A 12821-nucleotide genomic window follows, 5' to 3' on the forward strand; every position below is an offset into this window, starting at 1 on the left:
CGGCGCTGCTCTGTTATGGTGCGAAAAATGGCACCATGCACACTCTCCTGACAATTCCCTGCCGAATACTCAAGGTTTATGTGCAATGTGCACACTTCATTGTGTTACCTCTGCCCGGCCATTTTTGGCATACCTCTTGCTATTTGTTGCATAGCCATTCAGATAGCCACACAGAGGTTTCACAATGTCAAACAGCAATGATTTTCCGCTCGTCGAAGCGCCCGCCTCCGGACGTAAAGGCGTATTTTCGATCTCCATGGTTTTATTCAGCTTTACTTTTTTTACCGGCACGATGTTCGCAGGCGGCAAACTTGGCGTCTCCTTTTCTATCGTCAATCTTTTATGGATTGCAGTTATCGGTAACTTTTTGCTGGCCCTCTACGCCGCTTCGCTCGGCTGGATTGCCGCCCGTAGCGGGCTGAATACCGTACTGATGGGCCGCTTTTGCTTCGGGGAGATCGGCAGCAAGCTCGCCGATTGTATTCTCGGCTTTGCCGAACTGGGCTGGTACGCCTGGGGGACCGCAACGGTCGCCATCTCACTGGTCAAAATCCTCGCCCTGCCCGCCGCCATGACCATCCCGCTGATGATCCTGTTCGGCATCCTGTTCTGCGTCACCGCGCTGGTGGGCTACAAGGGGCTGGATGCGCTGTCGCGCGTATCGGTGCCGCTGATGTTTATTCTGCTGGTGGTGTCAATGTACCTGGCCGCCCATCACGCCGGTGGCTGGCAGGCGATGACAAAAATTGAACCGGGCGAAACCATGACCTGGTCTGCGGCTATCACCATGGTCTTTGGCACCTTTGCCAGCGGCGCGACCCAGGCAACAAACTGGACCCGGTTGGCCAATTCCAGCCGCACCGCTATCGTTGCCAGTATGAGCAGCTTTCTCATCGGTAACGGGCTGATGATTGTTGCCGGAGCGTGGTGCGCTATCGTCTATCAGCAGGCCGATATTGTGGAAGTGCTGATTTTGCAGGGGCTATCGGTCGCCGCGGTGGTGATGCTATGCCTCAACCTGCTGACTATTCAGGGGCCGACGATTTATAACGTCTCGGCCGCCGCCTGCCATCTGCTGCGTAGCGAGCGCCGCCGTACCCTGACCGTGGTCGCCGCTGGCGTCGGCATTGTGCTGGCGATTGGCGGCATGTATGAAATGCTGATTCCTTTCCTGGTGCTGCTGGGCAGCATCATTCCCCCCATCGGCGGCGTGATCCTCGCCGACTACTGGTTTTATCGCGGCGGTCGTTATCCTCTGCTGCAAACGGCCCGTTTGCCGCGCTTCAACTGGTTGGGACTGGGCGCCTATGCCGTGGGCGCAGTGGTGGCGTATCTGTCGCCGTGGATCGCCCCGCTGGTCGGCATTACCGTCTCCGCGCTGCTCTACATCGCCCTGACGCGTCTGAGCAAACGTCAGCCCGCCGCTGATTCGGTCGCAGAGCAGTAGTTATGAGCCTGACAGTCAGCGAAATCCTCGCCCTGGAGGAACTCTCCCCGATGCGCCTGCGTGCCGGTAAACAGGGACTGCAACTGGCGGTGCGCTGGTACTACGTGGCGGAAAATGAAAATATCGCCGAATGGATCATGGGCGGGGAGCTGGTCTTTATCACCGGCATCAACCATCCCCGCGATGAAGACAACCTGATCCATTTACTGATGGAAGGCAAACAGCGCGGGATAGCCGGGATGGTGATCCTCACCGGCGATGCGTATATTCAGGCGATCCCCCCTCGCCTGATCGCACTGGCCGACGAGCTGGGCATTCCGCTGATCGAACAGCCGTATCTGTTAAAGATGGTGATTGTCACCGAACGCATCGGTACCGCGCTGGTGCGCAGTGAAAATGCCCTGCAATCGCAGCGCGATATTCTGTTGCAACTGTTAACCGGCGATTTTCCCGATCTGCACATCCTGCAGCAACGCGCTATCCACCAACAACTGGATTTTAGCCGCCCCCTGCGGGTGGTGGCATTGCGTCTTGAGGGGATACAAAACCTGTTTCGCCAGTTTCCACCCGGGCAGGCCGAGGCCTGGTTACAGCAGGCGCGACGCACCATCCGTCAGCGATTGCAGCAGCAGCTCAATCAGCAGGACAATCCCTTTCCGCTGGTCGAGCGCAGCAATATGTTTATCTTCCTGCTGCCGGATGAGGACGGTGAGTTTTATCAGCAGAAAAAGTGGTTAGCACAGTGGCTGCTCGCGCTGGCGGAAGGTGACGACAGGCTGTCGCTACTGTGTGGTCTCTCCGCACGGGTGCAGCAATTACAGGACTATCAGCGCGCGCTGTCGCAGGCGCGTCAGGCCCTGGATCTTAGCGATACTCTGCGCCCGGCCCAGCGCATTACCGACTATCAACAACTGGGCTTTATCAAGCTCCTCTCTGCCATCGGCGACCCTGCGCTGCTGAGCGATTTTATGCACGACACCCTTGGCTGCCTGATAGAACGCGATCGCAAAAGTCCGTGGCTATTAATGGAGACGCTGGAAACACTGCTCCAGGAGAACGGAAACGTGATCAGAGCCGCCGGGCGGCTTGGCATTCACCGCAACACGTTACATCAACGCATCCAACGCATTGAAAAGCTGACCAGCTATCCGATTAACCATCCGCAATTCCACCTCAACGCCTCGGTCGCGTTAACGATCTGGCGTATGTCACAAAACCATTTACGGGAATACTCATGAAAATTATCAACGCACGCCTGCGCCACAAAGAATCGCTTTATACCCTCGGCTTACATGACGGCGTGATCAAGAGCATCACCCCGCAGGCCGCCGTGCAGACGGCTGACGCCAGCGATATCGACGCGCAACAAAAGCTGGTTATCCCGCCGTTCGTTGAACCGCATATCCATCTTGATGCCACCCTGACCGCGGGTGAGCCGGAATGGAATATGAGCGGTACGCTGTTTGAGGGTATCGCCCGCTGGAGCCAGCGCAAAGCGAGCGTAACGGTTGAAGATACGCGCCAGCGGGCGCTGAAAACCATCGGTATGTTACGCGATAACGGCGTGCAGCACGTGCGCACCCATATTGATGTGACCGATCCTTCCCTGACGGCGCTTGAGGCGATGCTGGCAGTGAAAAAGGAGGCGGCCCATCTTATCGACCTGCAAATCGTCGCCTTTCCGCAAGAAGGCATTGAATCCTTCCCCGGAGGCCGGGAGCTGATGACGCGCGCTATCGAGATGGGCGCCGACGTGGTGGGCGGCATTCCGCACTACGAAAATACCCGCGATAAAGGCGTCAGCTCGCTGGGCTTTTTGATGGATCTGGCTCAGCGCCATGGCTGTCTGGTCGATGTGCACTGTGATGAAATCGACGATCCGCAATCACGCTTCCTGGAAGTGCTGGCGGAAGAAGCACGGGTGCGTGGGATGGGCACACAGGTCACCGCCAGCCATACCTGCGCCATGGGTTCTTACGACAACGCCTACTGCTCGAAACTGTTCCGCCTGCTTAAAGCGTCGGGCATCAACTTTATCTCCTGCCCGACCGAAAGCATCCACCTGCAAGGGCGCTTCGACACCTGGCCGAAACGTCGCGGCGTAACACGGGTGGCAGAGCTGGACCGCGCCGGGATCAACGTCTGTTTCGCGCAGGATTCCATTCAGGATCCGTGGTATCCGGTGGGCAACGGCAACATCATGCGTATTCTCGATGCCGGTCTGCATATTTGCCACATGCTGGGGTATGAGGATTTGCAGCGCTGCCTCGATCTGATTACCGATAACAGTGCCCGTGCGCTGTGCTTAGGTGATAACTACGGCATTGCCGAAGGGCGCCCGGCGAACCTGCTTATCCTGGATGCGAAAAATGACTACGATGCAGTGTGCCGTCAGGCCAAAGTGCTGACGTCTGTTCGTCACGGTAAAGTCATTATGCAGCGCCGGCCGGAAGAGATTTGCTACCCGCTCTGACACGTTCTCCTCGCCCGGCCGTTTAATCTGTCGGGCCAGATAACCATCACCACAGCCGCTGGTTTTCATCATCGCGCAGATAAAGATCTCGCGGCTCGCCTGCCAGACAGTCACTCATCGGCTTTTGCGTCTGACATCATAACAATACGGGTAGCCCTTTTCGCCATGGCCCGTAAAGGGTGAATTTTTACGCCCGATTTCTGTTTCCGGTAGTGATGGGTATTGGTGACAACGTTAAACGGCACGACCTGATCTTTCATATGTCTGTTATCACGCAGCAGCGAAGCGTAATCCTTGTTAAGCGCGAGTAGCATTGCCGCAAGAAGCGTCAGGTTCAGCAAAATATGGCTCAGCCACCAAAAAAGGGTATCTGCGGGCCCCCCTGTTTTTTTCGTCGGTATAAACATCATCGCCGCCGCAGGTAAGAGCCCCAGAAAAAGCAGGCAGATCGCCAGAGGCAGAGAGAAAGATGCGATGAGTTCCGCCATCGGCGCGCCTTCAAAAAAATCCTGCACCCGGCTGTAGTCGATAAGTATGTTGTAGCGCAGCATGACGTAAGTACAACCCGCGCTGATAACCACTAGCCCGGCTAACAAGGGCTTACGTAAATACGGCAACATCATTACCGGTGTCAGGAAAAGGTTTATGCAGCAGAAAAGGGAAACCGGCAGGCTGATAAAGAACAGCACCTGCTGAACACAGGTGAACTCAACATGCGACCACAATGTTTGCCACAGCGAAATATTACCCATGGTCGTAAAAAACAGGGCTGCGACCCAGGTCAGTTGTACCGGGTTGAGCCGAAACGACGAAAGACGAAGAAACATGCTCAGTTCTCAGCGTGTTAGAAATGTGCTGAGTATCAATAAGTCAGTGTCAGGAAGTTGTTAAGGTATTCGGCCCATTTATGAATACGTCAATTTTCTTATGACTCGCCTGCTTATTATCGAAGATAACCCCGAACTGATTGCCAATCTCTATGATTTTTTCGAGCCGTTGGGTTATGTGCTGGATGATGCGCGTGACGGTGTCACAGGCCTGCGTATGGCAACGCAGAATAACTACGACGCTATTCTTCTTGATCTGATGCTGCCGCGTATGGATGGCATGACACTCTGTAGCAAACTTCGCTGCGACTATCAAAACCCGGTGCCAGTGCTGATGTTGACCGCACGCGATCCCGTCGATGACCGTGTGCAGGGGTTTGCGCTTGGGGCTGACGATTACCTCATTAAACCTTTTTCTCTCAGGGAACTGGATGCCCGCATCCAGGCACTGGTCCGCCGGGCTCAGGGCCGACAAGTTCAGGGGACGCTAAAATGGGAAGATCTGCTCGTGGATGTCAGCGCACCGCAGGCATGGCGCCAGGGACAAATTATCAATTTGACGCCCAGCACACATAAATTGCTGTTATGTCTGATGCGTGCGGCACCGGGTGTGGTTAAAAAGCATGAGATGGAGTACCTGCTCTGGGGCGATGAGCCGCCGGAAAGCGGTGCGTTACGCACACATATTCATGATTTGCGCCAGCGTATTGACAAAAACTTCACACCTGCACTGATAGAAACAGTTCATGGCATCGGTTTTCGCCTGCACAGGCCTTTCGAGGCTTCTCAAGAATAACGACCAGGGCAGCCCAGTAATCATGAAATCCCTTTACCGTCAGATGACGCTCAAAACGCGTATTACTGTTTCGTTTGTCCTGCTGATGGTTGCCGTCATGGCGGTTCTTATCGTAGCCGAACAGCTTGACTACGATGAACTCAGAGCCTGGGCAATGACAGAAAACCTCGACAACGCGGCACCGCATCTGGAAGAAGAGGTTGCCAGTGGCGTAGTGCCTACCCTGCCCACCGGTAGCCTGCTGTATGACACCCAAACCGCCCCCGATGCCTTGGTCCGGTACGCACCGGGCTACCACCTGTTGGAAGCGTCTTCCTACCGCCACCTGCTGGTCTTTGAACGCAATGCACAGCGCTTCTATTTTCTGCAGGATGGCGAACCCTACGCCGGGCTTGAGTTGCTGATCGACGGTTTCGCACCGCTTGTCATTGCGGTGTGTATCCTGGGTGCATTCTGGATGGGACGCCTCACCTCAGCGCGCGTTACCGTTCCGATAACCCGGCTGGCGAACGCAGTACAACTTAACCAGAAGCCCCTACCTTTCATGGATTCTAATGATGAAATCGGCGTGCTGGCGCGCGCATTTGCCCAACACAGTGATGAACTTGAGCGGTTCTTGAACCGTGAGCGATGTTTTGCAGGCGATGCCAGCCATGAATTACGCACACCGCTGGCTATCATTGGCGGTGCCGCAGAAACGCTGGTGCATCAGTTGCCTGCTGACAGCCATTTAGTGCCCGTCGCCGAGCGCGCCGTGCGCACCACGCAGGAAATGGAGCGGCAACTGACATGCCTGCTTTTACTCTCGCGGGATCCGCATACGCTTCCCATCGCCAATGTCTCGCTACGCCCCCTAATTGAAGAGTGTATGGCGCGTTGCCAGCCCTGGCTGGCACGAAAAAACGTCAAACTCAGGCTGGACGCGCCACAGGACATCCATCTGGCGACCAACGCTGAACTGGCACGCAGTGTCATATGGAACCTGCTGCGCAATGCGTACCAGTACACCGTTGAAGGCGAAGTTCTTTTGACGTTACGCGGCGCCACGTTAACGATCACAGATACCGGTCCAGGACTGCCGTCCAGCATTGCGCCTCATCATTTTCAGCGCTTTCAGTCTGGCTCTTCTCAACATGGCGAAGGGCTTGGATTATCGATTGTTCAGCGCATTGTCGAACATCTGTGCTGGCACATGTCGGTCGACAGTTCGCAACAAGGCTGCTCTTTTACGCTGGTCATGCATCGTCTTGTCTCGCCTGACGATACCCTGTGATAAACCTGCGTATCCCAGAGTATCCTCTTTCGAGAAACAATTTGCGCATGCGTCTATGTGACCTCAGCCAGTTCGCCAAATATTATACTGCCCCCAGTAACCCTCATTAGTTTCATATTTTTGCGGGGTTCCCTCGGCGTTGATTTTCAGTGATTTTCGGATGCCTAACCCAACTGATTTACAGCTATTGCTCACTCTTAATATATGCGGACCATTATCGAGATAAGTTGTGACATATTGATTCTGGCGCAATAACGCGACATCAATAGCATCTATATTAACCAGAAATGAGCACAGTCCCATACTGCTGGTTAACAGTGATGATTGTTCCTGTCGGGTAATGGTAACACTGGTTTGGGACTTCGTACTGTCCGGGGTCACCATCTGTTGATTCATAACCTCCTGTGCTGGCCCCTGGGGCTTAGAGCAAGATGCGAGAAGATAAACACATAGCGCGATAGCGACTTTTTTCATGAATGCTCTCAGATAAGTTGATTGATTAAAGTAAAATCACAACGTTACTCATAACGAGTAATTTATTATCAATCATCCCTGTGGGGCTGAAAAACTGTTTAAAATCACGGTTACTGTGAGTTTTACTCATCATATGTAATTTTTTGAATTTAGAACTTAGCGTTAATTTCGCAAGTAACACAACAGCGCGGCACTCAGTTAATATAAATACTAAACCATTGCAATTAATAACGACCATGACATTGGTTTCATGGCTATATTTGAGGCGGGCAAGGCAATTTTGGTAGCAATGTAATTGCTGTATGATGCCAACGTCACTCAACTCAATATATGCAGCCTGAACAGGGAGCACTTGATGGTCAGCACACACGTTTTTATCGCGGTCAGTCTTGATGGTTACATCGCCCGAGAGGATGGCGATATCGACTGGCTGTTGCAGCGCGATGACCCGACAGAAGATCATGGTTATGCGGCGTTCATCGCGGACAAAGATTGGATCGTGATGGGTCGAGGGAGCTATGAGAAGGTGCTGACTTTTGACCCATGGCCTTATGATCGCCCCGTGCTGGTGCTCTCCAGACAGCTAACCGATACGCCGGTACCCGAGGCGCTAAAGGGCAAAGTGCAGTTCTCATGCCGCACGCCAAAAGAGGTCATTGCTGACCTGGCAGCGCAGAACGCAGATCGCGTCTATATCGATGGCGGGAAGGTGATCCAGTCGTTCCTGCGCGAAGGGCTGGTCGCCGATATTGTTATCACTACCGTTCCAGTCCTGCTCGGTTCGGGAAAACCGCTGTTCGGCTCCCTGCTCCAGGATATCAATTTGACGCTGTTATCAAGCCGCAGCTTCCCGTCGGGTCTGGTACAATCGCACTATCGGCTGACGCCATAGACGATACAGAAACATAGCGATGGCCTGCGCTAAAGCGGGATCACCGCTCTGCTGCTGGAACTGTTCTACTGAGCGATATTATCAACCAGCCCGGCAGTGTTGCGTCGGCAGTTCTGGCCGCCAGACGCAAGAGATCCGCTCACGAATACGTGAATAACGCCTGATCGATGCAGTCCTGGCCGATTAAAGTGCTACGCACAGCCTCAATAAGCGGGGTATGCGGTTCGTGGCCTAAAAAAGCGATCAGTTTTGCGTTGTCCATCTGTATTGCCTGTTCCCATAAATAGCGCATCTCCTGCATTTCATGCAGCGTGGTGTTGAAAGGCGCCATCGCCGAGATGAGCCACCAGGGAAATGCTTTTACCTTCGCGTTAACACCTGCAAGCTGCACGACACGCTGTATGGCTCCGGCCATTGCCGTACCATCGGCATCCCAGTGTCCTCGCATATGAAAACAGGCAAAAGAGTCGAGGTGATCGCGACGGGCCAACAGCGCAACCAGCGTTTCGGCGACATCCGGCAGATAGGCCCACTGATGGCCTGTCCCGGCTTTGCCAGGATTTTTAATTATCCGCGGGTGTTGCCCCGGTTTGATCAATCCCTGCGAAAACCAGTTGTTGCCTGCGTCAGGGCCAAAGAAGTCACCGGCGCGCAGAATCAGCACCTTTCCGCCGCGCTGCGCGTAAGCGAATAAGGCCTTCTCCATTTGCACCCGTATTGCCCCTTTTCGGGTGACAGGTTGTTGGGGAGAGTCTTCCCGCAAGAGTGGAAAGGCGTCCGGCCCGTAGTTGTAAACGGTACCGGGGAGAACGATTAATGCGCCATTTTTCTCTGCGGCATTGATGGTGTTCTGTAACATTGGCAAAACCAGTTGTTCCCAGTTTCGATAACCTGGCGGATTAACAGCATGGACTATCACACTGCATTCTGACGCGGCAGCCGCGACCTGCTCAGCATTCAGCGCATCACCCTCTATCCACGTCATGCTCCCGTGCTCTGCATTCTGCGGGGCGCTGCGACGCAACGCATGAACGTCCCATTTTTCGCGGATGAGTCTACGGGCGATTTCGCCACCGATTCCGCCTGTTGCGCCCAGGATGAGTACCTTGTTTGGGTTTTTCATTGTTTTACCTCTGCCGGATGTCTGCTTGACATCGTAGTGCCTGTACGAGCTAAATGTAATTGCATAACATCAGACAGCAGGTATGCATTTTTGTATGAAGCTAAATATTCCATGGGAATGGTATCGAACCTTCCTGGCGGTGATGAAAGAAGGCTCCCTGTCAGGGGCTGCACGCATGCTTTCCATTACCCAGCCCACTGCGGGGCGTCACATAGCGGCACTGGAATCCGCCCTTGGTCTGGTTTTGTTTACACGTTCGCAAACGGGCCTGCAGCCCACGGATGCGGCAGCCGCGCTGCAAGGCCATGCACAAGCGATGGAAAACACCGCCAGTATGATTGCGCGTTCGGCTGCCAGCTTCAGTGCCCACTCCGCCGGCTTACATGGCGTGGTTCGCGTTTCGGCGAGCGAAATTATCGGCACTGAGGTGCTGCCACCTCTGATTGCACGAATTAAAGAAGATTATCCGCAGCTTATCCTTGAACTGGTGCTGTCTAACCGAATGCAGGATTTATTGAACCGGGAAGCGGATATTGCGGTACGCATGAGCACACCGGTGCAGGAACAACTGATTGCGCGTCGGTTAGGCAGTATTGAAATTGGTCTGCATGCCTCGCCATCCTATCTGGCACGCCACGCCGCACCGGAGAGTATTGACGCGTTGTTCACCCATACGCTTGTGGGCTTTGATAAAACGACGCCCTTTATTTTACAGGCACTGAAACACTTTCCTCAGTTAAATCGTGAGCGCTTTACCGTGCGCACTGACAGTGATGTGGCGCAATTGAACCTTATCCGCGCCGGTGCGGGTATAGGAATGTGTCAGGTTCAACTGGCTGATTTTCCTGTTCCGTTAGAGAGAGTGATGCCTGATTTTTTTGCGTTTCATCTCGATACCTGGCTGGTGATGCATGAGGATTTGCGCCACAGCAAGGCCTGTAAAGCGGTGTTCGATATTCTCGCAGAAGGCTTACAGGCTTATATCAATCATGTGAGGATATGAAGACGGCCACGTCAGCGCCAGCAGGTGACGGAATATCGGCTTCTCGCGCCTGGCAGCCCCTCTGCCCGCCAGGCTTTTCTGAGCAGTCCCTGAGATGGACGTAAAATATGAGTTTTTAATTCACCCTCAAAAACGCGCGACAACAACGTTAACAGGCAAATTAACGTGTTAAAGCCACTATCTGCAGATTTTTAGCCTCAACGACATCACCTTTTGTTGACACGAAGGCACTGTGCACGACATCCCCCGTACGTTTATCCACTAAGGAAATATGTGGCTCATCATGCAATATATTTTTATGCCCCCACTCCATCAGGGAAATAAGCAGCGGTGCCAGCGATCGGCTTTTGGGTGTGAGAACATATTCATAGCGTTCACGTGTCCCTTCTTCCTGATAAGGGATTTTGCAAAGCAGACCGAGTTCAGTCATTTTTTTTAATCGGTTTGCCAGTGTTTGTTTTGCAATTTTTGTATGTGCACGCATCGTTTCAAAGCGCGTCACTCCGTAAAAAGCCTCTCTTAGAATCAACAAAACCCATTGATCGCCAAGGAGTTCCGCTGCCGCAGCCAGCCCGCAAAGTTCAGGTAACAGGTACGGTAATGAATTATCTTTTGACATCTGTCTATTTGCCTCTTAATCTGAGTATGATTTTAAGACCTAGCTAATTAAGGAGAATACAATGCCCTTCGTAAATGTGCAAACTATCAAAGGGATTTTGAGCCCGGAGCAAAAAAATGAACTACTACGTCGTATGACTGACCTTATTGTTGAAATTGAGGGAAAAGGCGATCCTGAGTTTCGGCGTTCGGTATGGGTCCGAATTGATGAGCATGAACCGGAACAGTGGAGTCTTGGGGGAATACAACCCACATCGGAAATGATTGCTGCAAAATTTGGCTCACCGCAGCGGCCATAATTTAGCAAAGATAGTGTGTCGGTAAGGATTCTGGATTAAAGCAGGCTAATTTATTAATTAACCTGCTTTACTGCTCACCAATGCGGGATAAATTACGCGCGATAAATTACATCCCAATATTACGCAGTTTTTCACCCGTCATAAGACGACGTTCAATATGTTCCAGCGTCACATTTTTGGTTTCCGGAATCAGCCAGAACGTTAATGCAATGAAAGCCAGATTGAGTGCGGTGTAGAGCCAGAACGTACCCGCCGCGCCAATCGCGTCAAGCAGGGTAAGGAAGGTTGCGCCGATAATCATATTCGATACCCAGTTTGTGGTGGTTGAACAGGTAATTCCGAAATCACGGCATTTTAAAGGCTGGATCTCAGAGCACAGGATCCATACAACCGGTGCCGCGCTCATCGCATACCCTGCAATACACATCATCGTCATACCGACTGAAAGCCATGAGAGACTGCTTGATGGCGAACCGTTATCGAACTGCATGAGGCAGTATCCGAGGATCAGCGTGCCGATAGCCATCACGCTAAAACCGATTTTCAGCGCAGGTTTACGCCCGGCTTTATCGACGGTGAATACCGCAATAAAAGTGGCGAACATAAAAGTTAGCCCAACCACAAGGGTGGCGATCATCTGCTGCTCAGTGGTTGTAAATCCAGCCATTTTAAAAATGCGTGGCGCGTAATACATAATAATATTCATGCCCGTGAATTGCTGCATCGCCTGCAACAGCATGCCAAGGTACACGGCTCTGCGCACATTACGATTAGCTTTGAACAACTGGAAACCACCCTGCGTCAGCTTCAAACTTTCGCGGATCTCGTTCAGTTCATCGCGCGCCTTTTCAGAAGTATCGCGCAACATACGCAGTACCTCTTCCGCCTCAATGTGTCGCCCTTTTTGGGCCAGCCAGCGTGGGCTATTGGGCAGAAACACGACCAGAATAATCAGGACAACCGCAGGCAACGCCAGCACGCCGAGCATGGCTCGCCAATTGCCACTGTAGCTGAAAGCAGTATCGGAAAGGAACGCCAGCACAATGCCTAAGGTGACCATCAACTGGTACATGCTGATCATCTTTCCACGCACATTTTCGCTCGCCATTTCAGAGAGATAAAGTGGTGCAGTATAAGAGGCAATGCCGACCGCAACGCCCAGCAGCACGCGGGAGAGCAGCAACACCTCAACATTGTGGGCGAAAGCAGAGCCAAGTGAACCTGCGACAAAAAGTATTGCGCCCGCCATCAGGCTGTATTTACGCCCAAGACGAAATGATAACCACCCGTTGAAAAGCGCACCTAGCGCTGCGCCCAGCATCATGCTGCTGACGACCCACTCCTGTAAACGGCTGGAAAGCGCAAAATGCTCGGAAATAAAGGGCAATGCACCGGCAATCACCCCGATATCCAGACCAAACAACAGCCCCGCAACAGCAGCCGAGATAGAAACAAACAAATTCATGCGTCGGGTATCACGTAGTGCGCGCGGTAACACTACAGAATCACTACTCATAGAAGCCATTTTTCCTGCCTGCAAAAAAGTAAGGTATCGAATGAAAGTAAATCAGCGCCGGGCCAGAGTGTCAGTGAGTG

General features: G+C 53.0%; 13 protein-coding genes. 8 read left to right on the forward strand and 5 right to left on the reverse strand.

All coding sequences use genetic code 11. The features are described 5' to 3' along the window. The first annotated feature begins 184 nt into the window (after window positions 1-184). Genes codB through codA form a run of 3 tightly spaced genes read left to right on the forward strand, consistent with a single transcriptional unit; the run spans window position 185 to window position 3920 of the window. A complete protein-coding gene (gene codB, locus IP582_RS13915; RefSeq protein WP_193793535.1) occupies window positions 185-1447 on the forward strand; it encodes a cytosine permease in 1263 nt (420 codons plus the stop codon). Between the two features lie 2 nt (window positions 1448-1449). After that, entirely contained in the window at window positions 1450-2685 is a 1236-nt protein-coding gene (locus tag IP582_RS13920; RefSeq protein WP_193793536.1) for a PucR family transcriptional regulator ligand-binding domain-containing protein, read from the forward strand. Beyond that, window positions 2682-3920 (forward strand): cytosine deaminase, encoded by a 1239-nt coding sequence (codA, locus tag IP582_RS13925; protein WP_193793537.1) that lies wholly within the window; start codon window positions 2682-2684, stop codon window positions 3918-3920. The genes IP582_RS13920 and codA overlap by 4 nt, the downstream gene beginning before the upstream one ends. 110 nt (window positions 3921-4030) lie before the next feature. Here the strand turns inward: codA and IP582_RS13930 are convergent, their stop codons facing one another. Further along, entirely contained in the window at window positions 4031-4747 is a 717-nt protein-coding gene (locus IP582_RS13930) for a phosphoethanolamine transferase domain-containing protein (protein ID WP_193793538.1), read from the reverse strand. Window positions 4748-4847: 100 nt separating this feature from the next. On the opposite strand from IP582_RS13930, the gene IP582_RS13935 reads away from it, so the two are divergent. Together IP582_RS13935 and IP582_RS13940 are read left to right on the forward strand one after the other, a co-directional pair. Then, a complete protein-coding gene (locus tag IP582_RS13935) occupies window positions 4848-5543 on the forward strand; it encodes a response regulator transcription factor (protein WP_193793539.1) in 696 nt (231 codons plus the stop codon). 22 nt (window positions 5544-5565) lie between these two features. Then, window positions 5566-6816 (forward strand): HAMP domain-containing sensor histidine kinase, encoded by a 1251-nt coding sequence (locus IP582_RS13940; protein WP_193793540.1) that lies wholly within the window; start codon window positions 5566-5568, stop codon window positions 6814-6816. A gap of 63 nt (window positions 6817-6879) precedes the next feature. Here IP582_RS13940 and IP582_RS13945 read toward each other — a convergent pair whose 3' ends face one another. Continuing rightward, window positions 6880-7212 carry a hypothetical protein gene (locus tag IP582_RS13945; RefSeq protein WP_193793541.1) on the reverse strand — a complete coding sequence of 111 codons (333 nt, stop codon included), beginning with the start codon at window positions 7210-7212 and terminating at the stop codon, window positions 6880-6882. A 433-nt stretch (window positions 7213-7645) separates the two neighbouring features. Here IP582_RS13945 and IP582_RS13950 point away from each other — a divergent pair, with 433 nt between their 5' ends. Next, window positions 7646-8182: a dihydrofolate reductase family protein gene (locus IP582_RS13950; RefSeq protein ID WP_193793542.1), complete on the forward strand. Its 537-nt coding sequence runs from the start codon at window positions 7646-7648 to the stop codon at window positions 8180-8182. A gap of 139 nt (window positions 8183-8321) precedes the next feature. Here the strand turns inward: IP582_RS13950 and IP582_RS13955 are convergent, their stop codons facing one another. Beyond that, window positions 8322-9305, reverse strand: coding sequence for an NAD-dependent epimerase/dehydratase family protein (locus tag IP582_RS13955; RefSeq protein ID WP_193793543.1), 984 nt, complete (start codon window positions 9303-9305; stop codon window positions 8322-8324). A gap of 94 nt (window positions 9306-9399) precedes the next feature. Here IP582_RS13955 and IP582_RS13960 point away from each other — a divergent pair, with 94 nt between their 5' ends. Beyond that, window positions 9400-10308: a LysR family transcriptional regulator gene (locus IP582_RS13960; protein WP_193793544.1), complete on the forward strand. Its 909-nt coding sequence runs from the start codon at window positions 9400-9402 to the stop codon at window positions 10306-10308. Between the two features lie 160 nt (window positions 10309-10468). On the opposite strand, the gene IP582_RS13965 is transcribed toward IP582_RS13960, so the two are convergent. Then, window positions 10469-10927: a helix-turn-helix domain-containing protein gene (locus IP582_RS13965; RefSeq protein ID WP_193793545.1), complete on the reverse strand. Its 459-nt coding sequence runs from the start codon at window positions 10925-10927 to the stop codon at window positions 10469-10471. A 61-nt stretch (window positions 10928-10988) separates the two neighbouring features. Between IP582_RS13965 and IP582_RS13970 the strand changes: the two genes are divergently transcribed. Continuing rightward, a complete protein-coding gene (locus IP582_RS13970; protein ID WP_193793546.1) occupies window positions 10989-11225 on the forward strand; it encodes a tautomerase family protein in 237 nt (78 codons plus the stop codon). 106 nt (window positions 11226-11331) lie between these two features. On the opposite strand, the gene IP582_RS13975 is transcribed toward IP582_RS13970, so the two are convergent. Next, a complete protein-coding gene (locus IP582_RS13975; RefSeq protein WP_071195486.1) occupies window positions 11332-12750 on the reverse strand; it encodes a sugar porter family MFS transporter in 1419 nt (472 codons plus the stop codon). Window positions 12751-12821: the final 71 nt, after the last annotated feature.

It is taken from the genome of Citrobacter sp. BDA59-3, from assembly GCF_015167655.1.
Taxonomy (GTDB): domain Bacteria; phylum Pseudomonadota; class Gammaproteobacteria; order Enterobacterales; family Enterobacteriaceae; genus Phytobacter; species Phytobacter diazotrophicus.